Origin of the sequence: Mycobacterium xenopi (assembly GCF_009936235.1) — a bacterium.
GTDB classification, from domain to species: Bacteria; Actinomycetota; Actinomycetes; order Mycobacteriales; family Mycobacteriaceae; genus Mycobacterium; species Mycobacterium xenopi.
Genome location: NZ_AP022314.1, coordinates 2,042,749 through 2,063,877, shown reverse-complemented (window position 1 = coordinate 2,063,877; position 21,129 = coordinate 2,042,749). Strand labels below are relative to the sequence as shown.

Below are 21,129 nucleotides of genomic sequence, written 5' to 3'. Positions count from 1 at the left end.
GGCTTGCATGATCAAACCTGGTCCGGAAGTCTCCGAGAAACCGGGGGAACCACAGGTGTCGGCAACGAAAGTGAATCCGCTGCAACTACGCGGCCCTACTTCATCCGCACGATTAGCTGCGGTCGGCCGCTCTGCGTCGACCCGGACGGGTCTCAGGCTCACTGCCCACCGCCCGGCTGCCGATGTGGGATTCGGCGCGCAGTCGTTCGACCATATGCGGGTAGTGCAGTTCGAAGGCCGGGCGTTCGGAGCGAATGCGGGGCAGTTCGGTGAAGTTGTGTCGCGGTGGCGGGCAGCTGGTGGCCCACTCCAGCGAGTTGCCGTATCCCCAGGGGTCATCGACGGTGACCGGTTCGCCGTAGCGCCAGCTTTTGAACACATTCCACACGAACGGCAGCATCGACGCGCCCAAGATGAAGGATCCGACGGTGGACACGATGTTGAGCGTGGTGAACCCGTCGGTGGGAAGGTAGTCGGCGTAGCGGCGCGGCATGCCAGCGTTGCCCAACCAGTGCTGCACCAAAAACGTGGTGTTGAATCCGATGAACGTCAACCAGAAGTGCAACTTGCCCAGCCGCTCATCGAGCAGCCGGCCGGTCATCTTGGGAAACCAGAAGTAGGTGCCGGCGAAGGTGGCAAACACGATCGTGCCGAACAGCGTGTAGTGGAAGTGGGCCACCACGAAATAGGAGTCGTGGACGTGGAAATCCAGCGGTGGGCTGGCCAGCAGCACTCCGGTCAGCCCGCCCAGCAGAAAGGTCACCAGAAAGCCGACGGCAAACAGCATCGGGGTCTCAAACGTCAGCTGCCCCTTCCACATGGTGCCGGCCCAGTTGAAGAACTTGAGCCCGGTGGGGATCGCGATCAGATACGACGTGAACGAAAAAAACGGCAGCAGCACCGCGCCGGTGGCGAACATGTGATGGGCCCACACCGTCATCGATAGCCCCGCGATAGCGAGGGTGGCATAAACCAGGGTGGTGTAGCCGAAGACCGGTTTGCGGCTGAACACCGGGAGGATCTCAGTGACGATCCCGAAGAACGGCAGCGCCACGATGTAGACCTCGGGGTGGCCGAAGAACCAGAACAGGTGCTGCCACAGGATCGGGCCGCCGTTGGCCGGGTCGTAGATGTGGGCGCCCAGGTGCCGGTCGTAGGCCAGTGCGAACAGGGCGGCGGTCAGGGTCGGGAAGGCCAGCAGTACCAGGATCGAGGTCACCAGGATGTTCCACGTGAAGATCGGCATGCGAAACATCGTCATTCCAGGCGCGCGCATGCACACCACGGTGGTGATCATGTTGACGCCACCCAAGATGGTGCCCAGACCGGCGACGATCAAACCCATGATCCACAGATCCCCACCGGCTCCCGGGCTGTGCACGGCGTTGGACAGCGGGGTGTAGGCGGTCCAGCCGAAATCGGCGGCCCCGCCCGGGGTGATGAAGCCCGCGAGGACGATCAGGGCGCCGAACAAAAACAGCCAGTAGGAGAAGGCGTTCAGCCGCGGAAAGGCGACGTCGGGTGCGCCGATTTGCAGCGGCAGCACCAGGTTGGCGAACCCGAACACGATCGGGGTGGCATACAGCAGCAGCATGATCGTGCCGTGCATGGTGAACAGCTGGTTGTACTGCTCATTCGACAAGAACTGCAGGCCGGGCGCCGCCAGCTCGGTGCGCATCAACAGCGCCATTAACCCACCCGCGAAAAACAGCGCGTAGCAGGTGACGACGTACATAATGCCGATCATCTTGTGATCGGTAGTGGTGATCAGCTTGTAGACCAGTGTGCCCTTCTGGCCCATCCGGGCCGGAAACGGGCGGCGCGCTTGAAATGGCAAGACAGACGGCGCTTCAGCAGTCATGGCATGTTCCCGCTGGATGTTCCCGAGGCTGGATATCCTCAAACGTGCGGCCGCTGGCTCGGGAGTTCACGAGTGCGATTCTCGCAACGGCCGGAACCCCTGCACCGCCGCCAAGCCGCAGAGGTGTCGTATCCCCGTGTGCCGGCTGCTGCATGCCTTACCTAATCGATGACGTGGACCGGCACACGGCTGCCGCTTGTGCGCACCACTGCGGATCGTTGTTGTGGAATGGCGTTGGCATGTGTTCTTTGAGCTCCGCTAGATTCATCGCGTCACCAATCAACGTCGCGTAGGCCTCGGCGATGCTGTTGATGCGCTCCTGCGGCTCGGTGTTTGCGGCAACGAGATGCGCGTTGCGTTCCTGGGTTTGGTGGAGTTTGGCGGTCAGCGCCATCTGTTTTTGATCATCGCGGCGTGAATGTAGTGGGTGTTTTCCGCGATCAGCCACTGAGCCAGCTTGATCACAGCATGTTTGGTGTCGTCGCTTTCAACGGCGATTGTCATTTGATTTGCTCCTTCTTTTCTTACCGGACGGAATACCCAGTGTCGCTGCCTTTTGCGATGTGATCACCGCCGTTCGGCGCGACGGCTGAGCGGTACCTTGCGCCGGATACTGGCGATTGCGGCCAGTTCACGCTCCGCGTCGGTATCGACTTTGGCGTGCACGATGTCAGGGTGGTCGTGGGCAGACCGTCCGAAGACTGGCGCGAAGGCCCGGCAAGGGCCACACCACTGCGCCCAGAAGTCGACGATTACCATCGAGTTCTCCAGGATCGTCGATTCGAAATCCGCCCGGCTGACGTTTTCGACGGTCATGGCAATCCTTTCGGTCTTGGCGGTGGCGATGACTCGGCCTCTGGCCAGTCAGAGATCGTCGGGCGAAGGCCTCGACTCGCAGCGGCGAAGCGTTCCGCGGATCGCTGCGGCTACGTGGTGCTCATTGACGCGATCCCGTCGTAGTGGCGGCGGCGTCGGCGAATTCGCAGAACGCGTCGTATGCCCGAGCACCGTAGATGGTGGCTGGCCCGCCGTGCATGAAGATGCTGACGCCGATGGCTTCGGCGGCTTCTTCTTTAGAGGCTCCGGCACGGGCGGCAGCCTGGGCGTGCGAGGCGATGCAGCCGTCGCAACCGGCTACCACCCCGATCGCCACGGCGATGAGCTCTTTGACTTTCTTGTCCAGGGCGCCCGAGGTAAGCGCGGCGCTGCTCATCTCGGCGAATCCCCGGTAGACATCGGGGATCATCTTGCGCAGGGCGCGATGCTGCGGGTTGAGGTCGTCGAGCACGGCGTGGTAGTGGTCGCGTTCGTCCATGACAGCTACAATACCAATACCCGTAGCGGTATTCCACGGCGAGTTGTGACCTGGCTCCAACATACCCCTGGGGGTAAGATCGGCTCGGCTTGGATGCGGAGGAAACGATGATTGGCGACGAGGACAGCATCACCGCGGTGCTCAACAGGTCGCGGCGCGCCCAGGGTCACGCATCCAGCCTTTCCCGCAATAATGTCGTCGCAAATTCCCCGCAAAATGTTGCTCACTGTGCACGCCCCACAGATTTCGAACGGCGGGATCGCCAACCTAATTAGATGGTCTTTGGGGCTTGGTGGTTGCCGTATCTGCATCCTCACCCTGCAGCAGAGAGCGCACCAGCCGACGCGGCCCGTAGGGCCGAAGCGTGTTGCTGGCCGGGCGTGGTCGCACTCGTTGGGGCCACCAGAACCAGCGTCCGAGCAGCGCTGCGATAGACGGCGTCATGAACGAGCGGACGACCAGGGTGTCGAACAGCAGGCCGAGGCCGATCGTGCTGCCGGCCTGGCCGATTGAGCGTAGATCACTGGCGACCATGGACATCATGGTGAAGGCGAACACCAGGCCCGCCGCGGTGACGACCTGGCCCGTTTCGCCCACCGAGCGGATGATGCCCGTCTTGAGTCCGGCGCCGATCTCCACCTGGAATCGCGACACCAGCAGCAAGTTGTAGTCCGAGCCGACCGCGAGCAGGATGATCAACCCGAACACCGGCGCGATCCAGTTCAGCTCCAGCCCGAAAAGGTATTGCCAGACCAACACCGAGAGCCCGAAGGCGGCGCCCAGCGAGATCAGCACCGTGCCGACGATCACCAGCGAGGCGACCAGCGCCCGGGTGATCATCACCATGACAACGAATATCAGGGTCAGCGCGGCGATTCCTACGATCAGCAGGTCGTAGTGTGAGCCCGATTGGATATCGCGGTAGATGGCCGCCGTCCCGGTGAGGTAGAACTTGGCGTCGGTCAGGTTGGTGCCCTTCACCGCTTGATGCGCCGCGGCAAGTTCCGGCATGACCGCGGAAATGCCCGGCGGGGTTGCCGGGTCGGTGTCGTGGGTGATGATCAAACGCGCGGCCTTGCCGTCCGGCGACACGAATAGTTTCAGACCGCGCTGGAAGTCGGGATTGTCGAACGCCTCCGGCGGCAGGTAGAAGTAGTCGCCACTCTTGGAGGCGTCGAAGGCTTCACCCATCGCGCTGGCAGTGTCGGTCATCTTCGACATTTGCGTGAGCAGACCCGAGAAGCTGCTGTGCATGGTCAGCAGGCTGTCGCGCATGGAACTCGCGACGGCGATGATCGGCGGGAACTGTTGGCGCATCTGCGGCAGTACCGCGTCGATGTTGTCCACGTCTTTCAGCAGCGCCTTCATGTCGTCGCTGAACTTGTCGACGCCGTCGATCGCCTCGAACACCGACCTCGACGCCCAGCAGGCCGGAATGTTGTAGCAGTGCGGCTCCCAGTAGAGATAGCTGCGGAACGGTCTGGCGAAGTCATCGAAATCCGCCAGGTGGTCTCGCGTTTCGTCGAGCATGGCCTTCATTTCGTTCATGTCGCCGAGCATGTGGTGGGTGGTGTTGCTCATCTGGCCCACCAGGTCGTACATACGCTGCATCGATCCGATCATGGCACCGAGGTCGTCGCTCATTTTGAGCATGTCGTCCATCCGATCTCGCATGAACTGGAGATTCTCCCGTATCGGAATCGATTGCGCACTGATTTGGAACGGTATCGACGTGTGCTCGATGGGCCCGCCCAATGGCCGGGTGATGCTTTGCACCATCGCGATTCCCGGTGACCGAAAGACATCTTTGGCAAGCCGGTCCAAGATGATCATGTCGCCACTGTTGCGCATGTCGTGATCACTTTCGATCATGAGGATGTCGGGATTCATTGTGGCGGCGCTGAAATGGCGCTCTGCGGCCGCATACCCGACGTTAGAGGGCATGTTACGGGGTATATAGAAGCGGTCGTCGTAGCTAACCCTCATGCCCGGCATGATCAGGATGCCGACAACGGCGATGGCTAACGAGGCCGCAAATACCGGCCCCGGCCAGCGGACGGCGGCGGTGCCGACACGCCGCCAGCCGCGGGTCTTGGTCATCCGCTTCGGGTCCAGCAGACCGAACCGGCTGGCCACCACTACAAGTGCCGGTGCCGCAGTCAACGCGCCCGCGATCACCACGAGCAGTCCCAGCGCAGACGGGATACCCAATGCTTTGAAATACGACAGCCGCGCCAGGTACAAGCAAAAAGTCGCCCCGGCGATCGTCAGGCCTGAGCCCAGGATGACGTGATAGGTGCCGCGAAACATCGTGTAATAGGCCGTTTCCCGGTCTTCGCCGGCTTGCCGGGCCTCGTGGTAACGGCCTACTAGGAATATCGCGTAATCGGTTCCGGCCGCGATCGCCAGCGACGAGAGCATGGCAACGACAAATGTCGAAAATCCCAGCAAATCGTAATTGCCGAGGACGGCGACAAGCCCTCTGGCCGTCCCCATCTCGAAACCGACCATGACCAGAATCAGCAGGACCGTGCTGATGGAGCGATAAGTGATAAACAGCATGATCATGATGACCACGCCTGTTACGCCCATCATTTTGAACATGCTTCTGTCGGCACCCTCGTTCATGTCGGTGGTCAGCGGGGCCGGGCCGGTGACATACACCTTGAGCCCCTTGGGAGGAGCCGAGTCGGCGACGATTTCGCGGACCGCTTTCACAGACTCATTTCCCAGGGTGCTGCCCTGGTCGCCAGCCAGGTTGAGGAAGACATAGGCGGCCTTGCCGTCTCGGCTCTCGACACCGGCGGCGGTGAGTGGATCGCCCCACACGTTTTGGACATGCTGGACGTGCTTAGGGTCGGCCTGCAGCTTTTTCACCAGGCCGTCGTAATAGCGGTGTGCCTCCGCTCCGAGTTTTTTGTCGCTTTCCAGAACAACCATCGCGATGCTGTCGGAATCGGACTCGTGAAACTTCGCACCGATGCGCCGCGCGGCGATCTCTGAGGGGGCATCTTTCGGCGACGCAGTCACCGCATGGTTTCTCGCGACCGACTCGATCGGTGGCACCAGCACGTTCACGGCGACCGTCAAAAGCAACCACGCCAGGATGATCGGCACCGCGAACGCCCGCACTCCCCGCATGAACCTGGGACGCGCGTTCCCGTCGCCGCTCATGCGGCCTTCACCAGGCAGGAGGTCTGGGCGTGGTGCCCGGCCGAGGATTGCTCGTCTTTAACCTCACCGTTCACCGTGATGCGGCACCCGATGGTGTCGCTGGTGCCCTGCGCCACCACGTTGGCGATCACCGCCGGAATCGTCGTCGTGATCGTGTAGGTCCAGGGCAGGTTGGTGAAGTCCGCCTGTTCCGGCTGGGCAATCTCGTTCAAATAGCTCACGCTTCCCGTGGTGGCGCTGGGCCCGTAAACCTCGTATGTCACCCGCTTGATATGGGAAGGCACCAGCGGTTCCGCGCTGCTGCCGGTCGCCGAAAAAATCTTGTCGGAGCCGAAGACACCGCGAAGCCGGTCGACGGCGACAGTACTGAGGGCAACTGCCACCACGACGACGAGCGGCACCCAAGCTCGCTTGAGAATGCTGAAAATCGAAGCACCCCTTCGCTCGTGGCCTGGACCTGGGCGGTGTGAATCGGGCGCGAGGGGCAACCTCAGGCCAAAGACAGGAACAGTTTTTCGAGTTCTTTTTCGGTGAGCGTCGAGCTGAGGCTACTGTCGGTTCTGGTGATGCACTCCCGCATCCCGGAGGCGACGATCTTGAAACCGGCGCGGTCGAGCGCACGGGACACGGCGGCCAGTTGCGTGACCACATCTCTGCAGTCACGGCCCGCTTCGATCATCGCGATGACCCCGGAGAGTTGGCCTTGCGCGCGCCGTAGCCGCTTGAGTACCAGATCCATTGCGTCGGTATCGGCGGTAGCCATGATTGGTCCTTCTTTCTACTGGAGTGGACTATCGCCGCCACCACGGGCGGCCTTTCGCTTCCGGGTGGCCCTCACACCACTGGGCGGGCGGTATCTGGGCCTTCACTTCGGCGATGTGCCGACCGCAGCCCGACCACGTCACCAAACCGCAGGTGCGGCACCGAACGGCATGGCACATCAGCGGCTCCCCATACCGGCCGTCGATGGCGGGCCCTGGTAGGGGCGTTGCAACACGGCGAATGCGGGCGTCGACACCGCTGTCAGCACGGCGTCAAGCAGCGCGATGCCGGCGTCCCGGGTGGGCAGAGCCGTCAGCACCGGCCCGAAAAATCCCCTGCCGTCGACGGCGATGATCGGGCTGCCGCCGCTGCCGCCGAGCGCGTCCTGACTGCGTTGATGCGCCGCGCGCACGATGTCATCCCACGCCGGGTCGTCGAGCGCGTCCACCAATGCTGGACTGCAACTCGTCGCGGCGAGCGCCTCTTTGACCGAGCTGTCGGCCACGTCCCCGGCCCCGTTGTACACCACGGCGCCCAGCGACTCGTAGAGATCGCCGAATGCCCCGGGCCCGCCTTCGTCTGTCGCGGCGGCGAGCACCCGGCCCACCCGACGCGACCACTCAAGTTTGGCACGCTGTGCCGGCTCCACGTCGCGACCATCGTTAAGTACCGCCAGGCTCATTTGCCGCAGTGCGACACTGCGTCCGGTGGCGGCGGCCGCATCCAGCAACCAACGCGACGTCACCCAGGAAAACGGGCATACCGGGTCGACGTAGAGGTCGATCGAGGTCACCGCAGGTCCTCGGCGAGTGTGCTGATTGCGGCCTGTAGTTGCCGTGTCGCTTGGTCGGCGACCGGCGATAAAGCCACATCGCCGACGACCTGCACCATCAAATCGGGGTTCATCGCCTCGATGTGCACGGTTGCCGGGTTCTCCGCATCTTCTCGGACCACGACATTGCACGGCAACAGCAGTCCGACCTGCTTGTGCGCCGACAAGGCCCGGTGCGCCAGTGTCGGGTTGCACGCACCGAGAATCAGATAACGCTCCATCGACTCTCCCAGCTTCTCCTTGAGAGTCGCTTGCACGTCAATCTCGGTCAGCACTCCGAAGCCATTGTCCTTCAGAACTTCCCGAGTCCTTGAGACAACTTTGTCGAAGTCGCCTGTGTCGATCGATGTGCTTATGGCAATGGACATGGGTTTCCCTCTCCTGGTAGCGGTTGCATGCAGATCAACAGCAAAAGACATAGCGACGCCCGGCCGATGCTCAACCCGCGAGCTGCACATACTGGTGCAGCGGTCCTCGACGGACCGGCGCGCACGGACCGTCCCCACCTGCCGGGTCACTGCCACCTCCTCAGCCGATATGAACAGACGAAGTATAACCGATACCCGGCCGGGTATATAAACTAGGCGGCATGGGCAGCGTTTTCACTCACTGCGTTGGCGGCCGTTGAAACCGGCGTGCCTTTTGCGTGGCCGGCCGAGGCCCGGCACTACTGGCGATATATACCCATACCGGCAGAGGATGGCGTGAGTCACATCATCCTGTCGCCTGTCTCGACGAGCGTCCAATGGCACGAGTCGTGATCCTCGGCACCGGCATCGCGGGCCATCAAACGGCCCTGCACCTACGCCGATGGCTGCCCCGCAAACACGAAATCATCGTCGTCTCGCCCAACGCCGATTGGAACTGAACCCCGTCGAACATCTGGGTCGGTGTCGGCCGGATGGAAGCGAAGAAGGTGCTGATCCCGCTCAAGCCTATCTATCAGCGCAAGGGCATCGTCTTCCACCAGGCGCTGGCTACCGCGATCCGCCCCGAAGGCACTGGCGAGCAGTCGTCGCCGTCGGTGGACTTCACCTACACCGACGAGCAACCCCGTGGCGAGACCGGCAGCCTCACCTACGACTATCTGATCAACGCCACCGGCCCACAGCTGAACTTTGCGGCAACGCCAGGCCTGGGGCCTGACGGGCACTCATACTCGGTGTGCACCGCCGGGCACGCCGTCGAGGCGGCCAAGGCGCTCGACCAAGTCATCGCCAAACTGAAGTCCGGCGAGAAGCACCGCCTCGTGGTCGGCGTCGGACACGGCACCTGCACCTGCGATTTCGGCGTCGGCGGGATGCAGTTCGAAGATCAGGGTTTCCTGCAGTCCAGCCCGATGTGGAGCGAATCGCTGTTCCGCGAGCGCGGCGTGAAGGCGATTACGCAGGCCGCGGTGCACGAGGTGATGGACGGCAAGCTGCGCTACGAGCAACTCGACGGCCAAGAACGTGACCTGGATTTCGACTTCGCGATGCTGCTGCAGCCGTTTCGGGGCGCCAATCTCACCGCCTACGACAAGGACGGCAACGACATCACGTCCACCCTGTTCGCCCCGTCGGGCTTTCTCAAGGTCGACGCCGACTATTCGGGCAAGCCGTACGACGAGTGGTCCGCCGAGGACTGGCCGCACACCTACGAGTCGCCCGCCTATCCCAATATCTTCGCGCCGGGCATCGCGTTCGCGCCGCCGACCCGATCTGCAAACCACGCAAGAGCGCCAACGGGACGGTAATTACGCCCAGCCCGCCGCGCACCGGGATGCCGTCGGGCATCATGGCCAAGACGGTTGCCGAGACGATCCGCGACCGCATCAAAAACCCCGAAGCGACCACCCACAGGGCCTCGATGGCGACCATGGGCGCTGCGTGCGTCGCCTCGGCCGGCACCGGTTTACGCCAGGGCTCGGCCGCCGCGATGACGATGTTCCCAGTGGTGCCCGACCCGGTGAAGTACCCGCAGACCGGCCGCGACATCGCCGGCACGTTCGGCGAGCTCGGCCTGGCCGGCCACTGGATCAAGGTGATGCTGCACCACCTGTTCATCTACAAGGCCAAGGCCAAGCCGTTGTGGTGGCTGATCCCGGAATGATCCCAGAGTGAAAGGCACCCCATGGACGACGACGGCATCTACTCGGAGGTGGATCTCCGGACCGCCGAATGCATCGCTGACGCCCCGCTACCTACCCAAGCGACGCTGCGGATGCGTCAGAACCTTCTCATCCAGTTCTGGCGTTTCGTCCGCATCAATCTGAAAATGGTGCGGATCATCTTCCGCGGGCACGGCTGACCCGCGACCGGCTTGCCAGGCAGCTGTCGCCGACCTCAATGCATTGCACCGGCGACATTCACGTCGGCTCCGTGCCGAGCTATCACAGCCCACCGAACCACCGCAAACCCGGCAGTTCGCGTCCGAAAGTTGGTGTAAAAGCAACCGGCCGGTTCGCGGCTTCGCCGTCAGCATACGGGCTAGGAACTCAGGCGGCAGGCCCGCCGCCCACAGTTGCTCCTCATGGGGTGTCGAGGATAACGGGGCGGGTTTCTGTTCAGCGGGCTCCAGATGCTTTGGCAGCCTCAGGGCACCGACGCTGCCTCAGGGCACCGACACTGCAGTGCCGAGAGATGTTCAGCTGTAGAGGGTTCGGGCGGCTTCGGTCAGTACGTTAAACGCGGCGTCGAGGCGGTCTTGGCGGCGCCGGTTGGGTTCGTGGTTGGCTTCGGCGGCCACGAATCCGATCAGTTCCTCCAGGTCGTCTGCACTGGTCAGCAAGGCAGCGCCGTCGGGGTGGGCGCGCATGCCAAAGACCAGTCGCTCACAGTCGGGGTCGAGCGACGTCAGCTCGCGTAACGCGGCGGCGGTCTCGTCGCTGACGATGACCTCGTCCACGTCGCTGGCAACGCTGAGCCGGCGGCGGCGCAGGTCGTATGGGGAGTCTGCCCAGTTGCTGATCACCCCCTCGTCCTCACAGACGCTGCACCACCATCGGATGGGCGCGGACGCCTCGGCCCCCACGATGGCAATGGTCATCCGTCCGGGGCAGCGCTTGTGGGCCGGTCGGCGCCGACACGGCAATGCCGACACCCACGGATCACCGACCTCGCCGGCGGTACCCGCCCGGACAATGTCGCCCAAATGCTGCGCGAGGCGCCGCGCGGGACCCGAAGCGTCGTGCGGCATGTCGAGGAAGTGACCCAGATCAGCAACCAACACGTCGCCACACTGTACCGGCGCACCGCCAACCGTTCTTTCCTACCGATCGCCGGTGGCTCTGCCTACGATCATGACTCGTGATGCTGCGATGCACCGCCAAGGTGTTGACGCTGCTGCGGGTGTCTGAGCCGGCCATTGGCCAAGCCAGCCAGCAGGACTTCTACGCCCACTTGGTCTGGATCGACCGACGCAAATGCCTGCTGGTGACCCACGCCGGCACCTTGTTCTCGGTGTTCATGCCGAACGTCACCGCTGCCGGGTTGCGACCGATCGGCCCGCCTGTCGTCTCGGCGATCCAGGCCGCGCTGCAAGCCGAACACCTGCCCGTCGACACGCTCGGCGAACTCGATCCCCAGCAGGTGGCCGTGGCCAAGACCGCCGACCGCCGCATCCTCGGAACCATCAACGATTTGGCGTTCACCGCCGAACACGTCATAGCCGCTGCTGGCGGATTGGCCCGCTGCGACATCGGCGCGCTGCACCACGGCCTGCATCGCACCATCAACAGCATCACCGGCTACATTCCACCGATCGACCTGGTCACCGCCAACCATCAAGGCCAGCGGTAACAGCTGCCCTCCTGCCTGGAGACGTAGCGGCGTCGCGACCGAGGTCGCTACGCGGTGGCTGAGATGGGACCGGCCTGGTCGATGTCGCCACTGGTGGCGGAGGGCGACGGCCGCAGTTCACGGGGTGGGTCGAGCAGTGACCGGCGTAGGTCTTGTAGCAGCCGGGTGCCGACCGGTGTCATGGTCAGACCGCGCCAGCCGGCCGAGGCGCGATCAAGCACGGCCCAAACCAGGCTGATGGCGCTGGTTTCGCCGGGGAATCGGCCGATGACCTTGGTGCGCCGCTTGGTCTCCCCAAAGGATCGTTCAATGAAATTCGAATGTCGAACGCGCCCATGGTGTTCGACCGGGAACCGCAGATAGGCTGTCAGCCCTGCTTTGTCGGTAAGCAGGATCCGCATGGCCGCCGGGTAGAGGTCGGCGTACTTGGCGGCGAACGCCTCGATCCGGTTGTCGACGATCTCAACCAGCTGGGGTCCCGCTTCGATGCCGAGGTCGGTGGTGTCGAAAATCGTCCAGTAGCCGTCGCGGACCTCGGCTTGCATCCCGGTGGGAATCTTGGCGAGCACGTTTCGGAGCCGATGAATAAGACACCTCTGGCGCAACGCTTTTGGGTAGATTTGTTCGATGGCGGCGATCAGGCCCTTGGCGCCGTCAGAGACCACCAGCAGCGGAGTACCAAGGCCGCGTTCGCGCAGATCGGTCAGGAAATCGGCCCACGCGTCGGTGGACTCGCCGGTCCCAGGTGACAATCCGACGAACACCGGTTTGCCCTCGGTGGTGATGCCCCAGGCAGCCAACACCGGCTCGGCCGGCGACCCAGGATGCATCCGAAAGAACGAGGCATCCAAAAACAGGTAGTCCAGCACGATCTCGTCGAGTCGGCGGCGCGCCCACGCCTGATACTCGGCTCGGATCGCCTTGCAGACTTCCGAGACCGTCGACTTTGAGATCGCGGCCTGATCGCCGAGCGCTTCGGCAAGGGTGGCCTCGACATCCCGCACGGACAGGCCGCGCACGAACGCCGCGATCACCAGCGTCTCCAGGGCGTTGGTTTTCGTCACGTGCTTGCCGAACAACCGCGACGCGAACGCTGCGGTGGTACCGCGTAGCTTCGGCCGCTCCAACTTCACCGGCCCGGCGGTGGTTTTGACCGTCACCGGCCGATACCCGTTACGTGAGCCGCCGTTAGCGTCGGGACAGGCGGCGGCGCGTTGGTAGCGTTGGTGGCCGAGGAACTCGGTGACCTCGGCCTCCAGGGCCGCCTGCATCAACAGTTGAGCGCCCAGGCGGGCGACTTCTTCGAGGATTTCCGGCAGCTCCCGATCTTCGGAAAACAGGGAGTCGATTTTGGTGCGGATACGGTCAGTGGCAGATACTCGAACTGGCACGGGCGTTGCTCCTTCTTCGCAGACTTGCAGGTCGTGAACCGGAACCTACGCCCGTGCTCCCTATTTACACCGGATTCCGGACACGACCACCCGGCACTTGCACTTGCCTAGCGAGGGAGTGGTTTGGTGATGCGAGTAGCCCATTTCGGTGAGGTTGAAGAAGAGGGCAATGGTGCCGTTGCTGCGCATAGAGGCCGCGGACCAGCCAATACCGCAGTTGGTACCGCAGCGCTCCCAGACCCATCCAGCTCCGGCCAACGCGACAAGCTCTATCAGCGCAGCTGGAAGCTGGTTAGCCCGCCCGCACCAACGCTAGCCGACGCAGCAAACGCCCAGGTACACCGATTATGAGTCCGCGGCTCTAACCAACTGAGCTACCGCCCCTGGACCGAACTCCGCAAAATGGGTACACGTCCAAGCAGTGACGCCGTGCCGGTAGCGGATTCTAGCCGTGGCGTTGTCGCAGGGCATAGGCTGAGACCAGCCAAGGTCAGGTACGCATCCGGTGGGGAGGTCTGTGATGAGGCGGTTTGTTCGTCGTCCAGCCCTCGTTTTCGCAGCCGTGGTGATGTCGATGGCCGCGCTCGCCGTGGCCATGCCAGGAGTCGGCTCGGCTCAATGCGACCGCAATTGGTCGCGCAACGTGTGGACCGGCGAGTGCAAGCCGCCGCCGCCGGTGCCAGCTTGGTACCAAGCCCCGCCACCGTACGCGCCGCCATTCGCGCCGCCAGACGTGCCGCCGCCACCTCCCCAGTCGCAGTGGACACCTCCAGTCGGATGGGATCCCGGTCATCAGGCATGGGGCATTTGGGAAGGCCCGGTCTGGATACCTCAATGACCGCCTGATCTGTTGGCACCCGACGCAACAGTCACCTGCTGCGCGAACGATCTTGCTGCCCAGGGATATTGGCGCTGCACCGATTGCGGTGATCGCCGCCGAATAGCTGCCGCGCCCCTACGGTCCTAATCTTTCCTGCTCCGGGACACTGGTTGACACCGCCGCATACGCTCGCGCCAGCTCCTCGACGACCGCCTCGGTCAACGTGTGGGCGTGCTCATGTTTGTCCAGCAGAGCGATGATGGCTCCAAACAGGGCCTCGGCGGCCTCGTGCTGCGCTTGCTTGGCTGACATAGTTTCTCGCGGTACCGGCCTTCCGTGCATATCGAGGGGTCACAGCGTGCAACCCGCGGGCACCAATCCTCGCACGGCGCACACCACCCCGCACGGCGTCAACTGAACACCGTCTGGCCCATGGCATCGATCAGATACCGCTCGGTGCCGTGCTCGACCCGTGGGGCATCGGCGCCCAGCGCGACGGCAATCTTGTTGCTGGCATTCCGCATAACGTCGAAGGTCAACTCGACGGATTCGGCTTCGGAATAGTGGCTACGCACCTCGGCGGCGACTTTCGCGCTGATATGGCTCGGCGACCAGATAAGTTCATCGGTATAGCGCAGCGCCACCTTCTGGCGATCGGTTAGTAGCCGAGAGTTCTCGAAGTGTTCGATTTCGCCATACAGCGATTCCGACCCGCCGGCGTCCAATGCCGTCGTCTCGCGCAGCGATTTGCAAAGCCTGCAGTTGTGCTGCGCCGCACCACGCAGCCGAACCACCTCGGAGGTCAGCGGGTCGAGTGCGCGCATCCGCGCCACCGCAGGCAAAAACCGATTCAATACCGCGTCGCCCGGATCGGTGCAATGATCCCATGCCCTGACGCCACCCAACCACTCCACGTACTCGTGGCCGACGTCGAGCGCTTCCAACCCGGCCCGCACCCTGGGCACGAAGTCAGCGATATAGGTCTGTACGACAACCCCAAAAGCCTTGTCTGCCAGGGCAAACCATAGCTGTGACCGGTGTTGGTCGCCGATCCCGGAGACGTCGATGCTGAACTGCTCGGCGAAAGACGCGATCACAGCTTCGGCATCCGACTCTGGCTCGCTCACCGCCACCGCGGCGGGCAACGGCGGCAACGACAACGCCTGTCCGCACACCCGGCGGACCAGGGCCGTCACCCGGCCGTCGCCCGGTGAGAGCGACACCAACCGTGTCAGCTCGTCGCGCACGTTCATCGGAGCATTATTGCGCCTGGCTCACCGACGACATGTGAAAGTCCGGTATCCGCAGCGACGGCATCGCCGCCCGGGTGGCCCAATCGCCCCACTCCCGCGGCAGCGTCACCTCGCTGACACCGGCCTGGGTGGCCCGGCGCAACAAGTCGAGCGGGCTCTCGTTGAACCGGAAGTTGTTGACCGCGGCCGTCACCGCCCCGTCCTCGACCAGGTAAACGCCGTCGCGGGTCAGGCCGGTCAACAGCAGCGTGGTGGGGTCGACCTCGCGGATGTACCACAGCGTCGTCAACAACAGTCCGCGCTCGGTGCTGGCGACCATTTCGTCCAGCGCGGCGCTGCCGCCGGTCATCAGCAGGTTGTCGGCTGCCACCGCGACGGGCGCGCCGAACTCCGCGGCGGCGGCCCGCGGGTAGGCCAGCGCGTTGATCACTCCGTCCCGGATCCAATCCACTTGCTCGATATCCATCCCGTTGTCGAACACCGACACCGTCTCGGACGAGGCGCTGGTCGCGACGAACGGCGAACAGGCCAGCCCGGGCGCCAACGGATCGGAGTACAGCGTCAACGGCAGATCGGTCAGCCGCTCCCCCACCCGAGTGCCGCCGCCGGGCGCCGAAAACGCTGTCCGGCCTTCCTGCGCCCCCCGGCCGCTCATCGTCCAGGCCAGGTAGATCATCATGTCGGCCACCGTCGACGGAGGCATGATCGTCTCGTAACGACCGGCGGGCAACTCGACGGTTCGCGCTGCCCAGGCCAGTCGGGTGGAAAGTTGCTCGAGCAACAAATCCGTTGGCACATCGGCGAAATCGGGCGTGCCGACACCTGCCCACGCGCTGGCCGTGTCACGTTTGGCATTGATCTCCACCGAGCCGGTCGGCTGGGTATGGCGCCGCCGCAACCCAGCCGAGGACGCCAGCAACGTCGTCTCCACCACATGATGGGCAAACCCGTACAGCTGGTCGGCGCCGCGAAACCCGCGGCTCAACGAGTCCGCGACGCCGGCGAACACCTCGGCCCCGGTGCCCGGCACCGGAGCATCCCAATCGTCCGGCGCACCGCTACCGGTGAGCAGGGGCGCGGCGTCGCGCGCTCTCGGCGCGGAGCGAGCAGCCTCCACCGACGCCGCCACCAGCGGGGGAATCACCGACGGGTCGACCTCCGTCGATCGTAGCGAGCCGACCTGCGCGCTATCCCCGTCGCGCAGAATGGAAATCACTGTGGTGCCGCGGCTGGTCGACACCCCGTTGGTGGTCATCGAGTTGTTCGCCCAACGCAGTGACGCCTCGGTGCGGTCGGTGACCAAGACGATGGTCTCGTCGGCGCGGGCGGCTTCCAGCACGAGATCGACAACCCGGGACGCGTGAATCATCGGCCGGTCTCGGTGCGGGTGTTGAGCACGTTGACACCGCGGAACAGCGCCGACGGGCAGCCGTGGCTGACCGCTGCCACCTGGCCGGGTTGCGCCTTGCCGCAGTTGAAGGCGCCGCCTAATCGCCAGGTCGACGGCCCGCCAACGGCTTCCATGGAGTTCCAGAAGTCGGTGGTGGTGGCCTGGTAGGCGACGTCACGCAGCTGGCCGTCGAGGCGGCCGCCACGGATCCGGAAGAACCGCTGACCGGTGAACTGGAAGTTGTAGCGCTGCATGTCAATTGACCATGATTTGTCGCCGACGATATAGATGCCGTCGTCGACTCGGCCGATCAGGTCATCGGTGCTGAGGTCCTCGACACCGGGCTGCAGGGACACGTTGGCCATCCGCTGGATCGGAACATGGTGCGGCGAATCGGCATACGAGCAGCCGTTGGACCGGGGCTGCCCGAGCCGCCGGGCGAACACCCGGTCGAGCTGATAGCCGACGAAGATCCCGTCGCGCACCAGATCCCAGCTCTGCGCGGCCACGCCTTCGTCGTCGTAACCGACACTGGCCAAGCCGAATTCGACGGTGCGGTCGGCGGTCACGTTCATCACCGACGAACCATACCGCAGCTTGCCCAGCTTGTCCGGTGTGGCGAACGAGGTGCCCGCGTAAGCGGATTCGTAACCGATGGCGCGATCGTATTCGGTGGCGTGACCGATCGACTCATGGATGGTCAGCCACAGGTTGGTCGGGTCGATCACCAAATCGCTCGGCCCCGGTGTCACGCTGGGCGCCTTGACCTTTTCGGCCAGCAACGACGGTATCTGCGCGAGCTCGTCGCTCCAGTTCCACACCTCGTCGCCGGCCACCACCTCCCAGCCGCGGGCGGTCGGCGGGGCCAGTGTGCGCATGGTGTCGAAGCCGCCCGTTGCCGTGTCGACCGTCACCGCCTCCAGGACGGGCATCACCCGCACCCGCTGCTGGGTGATCGACGACCCGAAGGTGTCGGCGTAGAACGTCTGTTCCTTGACCGCGCTTAGCGCGGCCGACACATGGTCGATCCCGTCGGCGGCAAGCAGCCGGCCGGAGTAGTCTTGCAGCACGGTGATCTTGTCGGCCGCGGACACGGTGAACGGATCGATCTGGTAGCTCGACACCCAGGTCGCGTCGGCATACACCGGCTCCGGTGCCAGCTCCACCCGCTCGGCGTTCAGCGCGGCCAACGTGGTGGCAACCTGCACAGCCCGCCGCGCGGTGTCGGCTGCGACGTCCGGCACCAGCTCCGCGTGCGAGGCGAAGCCCCAGGTGCCATCGACGATAACCCGGACCGCTAAGCCGATCTCGCGGTTGACGACAGCGGTCTCCAATTCGCCATCGCGCAGCCGGATGAGCTCGGTCATGATGCGGTGTACCCGCAGGTCGGCATGGCTGGCGCCGGCGGCTGCGGCCGTCGACAGCGCAGCGTCGGCCAACGCGTGGCGCGGCAGTTGCACAAAGTCGGCATCGATAGCAGGTGTCACGACTCCACGGTAACGACCGGCTTTAATACCTTCATGGCCAACGCGCGACGCTCGACCGCGCTGGGTTACGCGCTGCTCGCCCCGAGCCTGTTCGCGGTGGTCGCGTTCTTGCTGCTGCCGATCATGGTCGTGGTCTGGCTCAGCCTGCACCGCTGGGACCTGCTGGGTCCGATCGAGTATGTCGGACTGGACAATTGGCGTTCGGTGCTCACCGATCGGGTCTTCGGCAACTCGCTGCTGGTGACGTTGGCGTTCGTGGCGATCGTGGTGCCCACGCAGACGGTGCTCGGGCTGGCGGCCGCCTGGGCGCTGACCCGCGGGTTGCCCGGCAGCGGGGTGTTTCGCACGGTCTACGCGCTGCCGTGGATATGTGCTCCGCTGGCGATAGCGGTGTTGTGGCGATGGATCCTGGCACCCACCGACGGCGCGCTCAGCGCCATGTTGGGGCGTCGCATCGAGTGGCTCACCGACCCCGGACTGGCCCTGCCGGTGGTGTCGGCGGTGGTGGTGTGGACCAACGTCGGCTACGTCGCGTTGTTCTTCGTGGCGGGCATTCTGGCCATCCCCGCTGATCTCTACGCCGCGGCCCGCACCGACGGTGCGACCGCATGGCAGCGATTCCGCCGCATCACGTTGCCGATGCTGCGACCGACCATGTCCTTCGTGCTGATTACCGGAATAGTCAGCGCTGCACAGGTTTTCGACACCGTCTATGCCCTGACCCGAGGCGGCCCACGAGGACACACCGATCTGGTGGCCATGCGTATCTACGCCGAGGCGTTCGGGTCGGCGGCGATTGGCCGCGCCGCGGTCATGGCCGTGGTGTTGTTCGTCGTCCTGGTTGGCGTAACGGTCGTTCAGCATCTCTATTTCAGGCGACGGATCAGCTATGACCTCACTTAGAGCTGCCCTGCTTTACCTAGCTATGACGGTCGGCGGCCTAATCACGCTGGCCCCGTTCGGGCTTGGGTTGCTGACATCGTTCACGTCCGCACACCAGTTCGCGACCGGCGGGCCGCTGACGTGGCCGCGACCTGTCACCCTGGCCAACTACGTCCACCTGGGTGGCGCCGGGTTCGGCCGCGCGTTGGCCGTCACTGCGCTGATGACGATGCTCATTCTGCTTGGCCAATTGAGCTTTTCGGTGTTGGCAGCCTACGCGTTCGCGAGGCTGCGGTTTCCGGGCCGGGATGCGTTGTTCTGGATCTATGTTGCGACGTTGATGGTGCCGGCCACGGTGACGGTGGTTCCGTTATATCTGATGATGGCTCAGCTCGGGCTGCGCAACACGTTCTGGGCGTTGGTGTTGCCGTTTGTGTTCGGTTCACCGTACGCGATTTTCTTGCTGCGGGAGCACTTTCGAGCCATTCCTGACGATTTGGTCAACGCCGCCCGCCTTGACGGCGCCAACACCCTGGACGTGATCGTCCATGTGGTGACGCCGGCCAGCCGACCGGTGCTGGTGACCCTCGCACTCATAACCGTCGTGTCGCAGTGGAATAACTTCATGTGGCCGTTGGTGATCACCAGCGGGGCGAAGTGGCGCGTGCTGACCGTGGCCACGGCCGCGCTGCAATCCCAGTACAACGCCCAGTGGACGCTGGTGATGGCAGCTACCACGGTCGCGATCGTGCCGCTGATTGTGCTATTCGTGGTGTTCCAGCGCCGCATTGCGCGGTCGATCGTCGTTACGGGGCTGAAGTGACTTGGCGGCCAAGGTTTTCCACGCTGGTGGCGACGGCAGTGGTGGTGCTGGCTGTGTTGCTCGCTGCGACGGCGGTGCTGTTGGGTCGGTGGTTTGAGCCTCGTGGGAACAAAACCGTTGTTACGGTGCGGCTATGGGACGATCAGGTGGCAGAAGCGTACCGGCAGTCATTTGCGGCGTTCACCCGCTCGCATCCCGCTATCGAGGTGCGCGTCAATTTGGTCGCCTATTCGACGTACTTCGAGACGCTGCGCACCGATGTGGCCGGCGGCAGCGCTGACGACATCTTCTGGTTGTCCAACGCCTATCTCGCCGGGTATGCCGACAGCGGACGCCTGATGAAGATCCAGCCCGTGCCCGACTGGGAGCCCTCGGTGGTCGAGCAGTTCACCCGAGGCGGCGTGCTGTGGGGGGTACCCCAGCTGACCGACGCGGGGATCGCGGTGTACTACAACGCCGATCTACTGGCCGCCGCCGGAATCGAGCCCGCGACCGTGAGTTCGCTGCGGTGGAGCCCCGACAGCCGCGACACCCTGCGCCCCGTGCTGGCTCAACTCACCGTCGACGCCGACGGACGCACCGCGGCCACACCGGGTTTCGACGCTCGGCGGGTACGGCAGTGGGGATACAACGCGGCCAACGACCCGCAAGGCATCTACCTCAACTACATCGGATCGGCCGGTGGGGTGTTCCAGGACGGCGATCGCTTCGCGTTTGACAACCCCGCAGCAGTGGCCGCGTTCCGCTACCTGGTCGGGCTGATCAACTCCGACCACGTCGCCCCGCCGGCCTCCGCTACCAACGACAACGGAGATTTCTCTCGCAATCAATTCCTCGCCGGCAAGATGGCGCTGTTTCAGTCCGGGACCTACAACCTCGCTGTGGTGGCTGAGCATGCCCGCTTCCACTGGGGCATCGCGATGCTGCCGGCTGGCCCCAAGGGTCGGGTCAGCGTCACGAATGGTATTGCGGCGGCGGGCAATTCCGCGTCGAAACACCCCGAGGCGGTGCGTCAGGTGTTGGCCTGGATGGGCAGCAGGCAAGGCAACACGTACCTGGGGCAGCGCGGTAGCGCGGTGCCCGCGGTGCGCTCGGCTCAGCGGGTGTATTTCGGCTACTGGGCCGCCCATGGGGTCGACGTCACACCGTTCTTTGCCGTGCTGAACGGCCCACGTATCGCGGCACCGGGCGGGGCCGGGTTCCCGGCCGGCTATCAAGCTCTCAAACCTTACTTCGACGAAATGTTTTTGGGCCGAAGCGACATCGTGGCGACCGTACGCCAGGCGCAAGCCGCGGCTAACGCCGCGGCACGTCGCTAGCGCGGTTGTTGTCCACAGTTGGGAGTTCGTCCACAGGGCGG

At 64.2% G+C, this 21,129-nt stretch carries 22 protein-coding genes and 1 pseudogene; 8 read left to right on the top strand and 15 right to left on the bottom strand.

The window, feature by feature from the left end:
* Positions 1-112: 112 nt before the first annotated feature.
* From ctaD to MYXE_RS09645, 9 genes and pseudogenes are all read right to left on the bottom strand, one after another.
* The gene (ctaD, locus tag MYXE_RS09685) at positions 113-1,861 is read right to left on the bottom strand and encodes an aa3-type cytochrome oxidase subunit I (RefSeq protein ID WP_085194941.1); all 1,749 of its coding nucleotides are present in this window, start codon (positions 1,859-1,861) and stop codon (positions 113-115) included.
* Between the two features lie 157 nt (positions 1,862-2,018).
* The gene (locus MYXE_RS09680) at positions 2,019-2,255 is read right to left on the bottom strand and encodes a hypothetical protein (protein ID WP_085194942.1); all 237 of its coding nucleotides are present in this window, start codon (positions 2,253-2,255) and stop codon (positions 2,019-2,021) included.
* A 212-nt stretch (positions 2,256-2,467) separates the two neighbouring features.
* Positions 2,468-2,677, bottom strand: a pseudogene (locus MYXE_RS09675) (thioredoxin family protein); the annotation flags it as partial.
* A gap of 121 nt (positions 2,678-2,798) precedes the next feature.
* The gene (locus MYXE_RS09670; RefSeq protein WP_085194946.1) at positions 2,799-3,176 is read right to left on the bottom strand and encodes a carboxymuconolactone decarboxylase family protein; all 378 of its coding nucleotides are present in this window, start codon (positions 3,174-3,176) and stop codon (positions 2,799-2,801) included.
* A gap of 267 nt (positions 3,177-3,443) precedes the next feature.
* On the bottom strand, positions 3,444-6,350 hold the full coding sequence (locus MYXE_RS09665) for an MMPL/RND family transporter (protein WP_085194948.1): 2,907 nt from the start codon (positions 6,348-6,350) through the stop codon (positions 3,444-3,446).
* Positions 6,347-6,778 (bottom strand): MmpS family transport accessory protein, encoded by a 432-nt coding sequence (locus tag MYXE_RS09660; RefSeq protein WP_085194986.1) that lies wholly within the window; start codon positions 6,776-6,778, stop codon positions 6,347-6,349. Before MYXE_RS09660 ends, MYXE_RS09665 begins: the two co-directional genes overlap by 4 nt.
* Positions 6,779-6,840: 62 nt before the next feature.
* A complete protein-coding gene (locus tag MYXE_RS09655) occupies positions 6,841-7,113 on the bottom strand; it encodes a metal-sensitive transcriptional regulator (RefSeq protein ID WP_085194950.1) in 273 nt (90 codons plus the stop codon).
* 177 nt (positions 7,114-7,290) lie between these two features.
* A complete protein-coding gene (locus tag MYXE_RS09650) occupies positions 7,291-7,905 on the bottom strand; it encodes a mycothiol-dependent nitroreductase Rv2466c family protein (protein WP_085194952.1) in 615 nt (204 codons plus the stop codon).
* Entirely contained in the window at positions 7,902-8,312 is a 411-nt protein-coding gene (locus MYXE_RS09645) for a DUF302 domain-containing protein (RefSeq protein ID WP_085194954.1), read from the bottom strand. Before MYXE_RS09645 ends, MYXE_RS09650 begins: the two co-directional genes overlap by 4 nt.
* A 377-nt stretch (positions 8,313-8,689) precedes the next feature.
* Between MYXE_RS09645 and MYXE_RS24970 the strand changes: the two genes are divergently transcribed.
* The 4 genes from MYXE_RS24970 to MYXE_RS23600 are packed head-to-tail and all read left to right on the top strand — an operon-like array spanning position 8,690 to position 10,233.
* On the top strand, positions 8,690-8,812 hold the full coding sequence (locus MYXE_RS24970) for a hypothetical protein (RefSeq protein WP_269474428.1): 123 nt from the start codon (positions 8,690-8,692) through the stop codon (positions 8,810-8,812).
* Between the two features lie 33 nt (positions 8,813-8,845).
* A complete protein-coding gene (locus MYXE_RS24965; protein WP_269474427.1) occupies positions 8,846-9,679 on the top strand; it encodes an NAD(P)/FAD-dependent oxidoreductase in 834 nt (277 codons plus the stop codon).
* Between the two features lie 41 nt (positions 9,680-9,720).
* Positions 9,721-10,035 carry a hypothetical protein gene (locus tag MYXE_RS24960; RefSeq protein ID WP_269474426.1) on the top strand — a complete coding sequence of 105 codons (315 nt, stop codon included), beginning with the start codon at positions 9,721-9,723 and terminating at the stop codon, positions 10,033-10,035.
* A 21-nt stretch (positions 10,036-10,056) separates the two neighbouring features.
* Positions 10,057-10,233: a hypothetical protein gene (locus MYXE_RS23600; protein ID WP_162561468.1), complete on the top strand. Its 177-nt coding sequence runs from the start codon at positions 10,057-10,059 to the stop codon at positions 10,231-10,233.
* Positions 10,234-10,569: 336 nt separating this feature from the next.
* On the opposite strand, the gene MYXE_RS09635 is transcribed toward MYXE_RS23600, so the two are convergent.
* Positions 10,570-11,154, bottom strand: a complete 585-nt coding sequence (locus MYXE_RS09635; RefSeq protein WP_085194956.1) for a hypothetical protein — start codon at positions 11,152-11,154, stop codon at positions 10,570-10,572.
* 80 nt (positions 11,155-11,234) lie between these two features.
* On the opposite strand from MYXE_RS09635, the gene MYXE_RS09630 reads away from it, so the two are divergent.
* Positions 11,235-11,723, top strand: a complete 489-nt coding sequence (locus MYXE_RS09630; RefSeq protein WP_085194958.1) for a DUF6933 domain-containing protein — start codon at positions 11,235-11,237, stop codon at positions 11,721-11,723.
* Between the two features lie 47 nt (positions 11,724-11,770).
* On the opposite strand, the gene MYXE_RS09625 is transcribed toward MYXE_RS09630, so the two are convergent.
* From MYXE_RS09625 to MYXE_RS09610, 5 genes are all read right to left on the bottom strand, one after another.
* The gene (locus MYXE_RS09625) at positions 11,771-13,114 is read right to left on the bottom strand and encodes an IS256 family transposase (protein ID WP_085194960.1); all 1,344 of its coding nucleotides are present in this window, start codon (positions 13,112-13,114) and stop codon (positions 11,771-11,773) included.
* 955 nt (positions 13,115-14,069) lie between these two features.
* Positions 14,070-14,246 (bottom strand): hypothetical protein, encoded by a 177-nt coding sequence (locus tag MYXE_RS23770; RefSeq protein WP_003918908.1) that lies wholly within the window; start codon positions 14,244-14,246, stop codon positions 14,070-14,072.
* Positions 14,247-14,344: 98 nt separating this feature from the next.
* Positions 14,345-15,187, bottom strand: coding sequence for a carboxymuconolactone decarboxylase family protein (locus MYXE_RS09620; RefSeq protein WP_085194962.1), 843 nt, complete (start codon positions 15,185-15,187; stop codon positions 14,345-14,347).
* Positions 15,188-15,194: 7 nt separating this feature from the next.
* A complete protein-coding gene (locus MYXE_RS09615) occupies positions 15,195-16,556 on the bottom strand; it encodes a TldD/PmbA family protein (RefSeq protein ID WP_085194964.1) in 1,362 nt (453 codons plus the stop codon).
* Entirely contained in the window at positions 16,553-18,064 is a 1,512-nt protein-coding gene (locus tag MYXE_RS09610; protein WP_085194966.1) for a TldD/PmbA family protein, read from the bottom strand. The genes MYXE_RS09615 and MYXE_RS09610 overlap by 4 nt, the downstream gene beginning before the upstream one ends.
* A 33-nt stretch (positions 18,065-18,097) precedes the next feature.
* Between MYXE_RS09610 and MYXE_RS09605 the strand changes: the two genes are divergently transcribed.
* The 3 genes from MYXE_RS09605 to MYXE_RS09595 are packed head-to-tail and all read left to right on the top strand — an operon-like array spanning position 18,098 to position 21,088.
* Positions 18,098-18,967: a carbohydrate ABC transporter permease gene (locus MYXE_RS09605; protein ID WP_085194968.1), complete on the top strand. Its 870-nt coding sequence runs from the start codon at positions 18,098-18,100 to the stop codon at positions 18,965-18,967.
* Positions 18,954-19,769, top strand: coding sequence for a carbohydrate ABC transporter permease (locus tag MYXE_RS09600; protein WP_039889436.1), 816 nt, complete (start codon positions 18,954-18,956; stop codon positions 19,767-19,769). The genes MYXE_RS09605 and MYXE_RS09600 overlap by 14 nt, the downstream gene beginning before the upstream one ends.
* Complete coding sequence (locus tag MYXE_RS09595) at positions 19,766-21,088, top strand: ABC transporter substrate-binding protein (RefSeq protein WP_085194970.1); 1,323 nt, start codon at positions 19,766-19,768, stop codon at positions 21,086-21,088. Before MYXE_RS09600 ends, MYXE_RS09595 begins: the two co-directional genes overlap by 4 nt.
* The last annotated feature ends 41 nt before the right edge of the window (positions 21,089-21,129 follow it).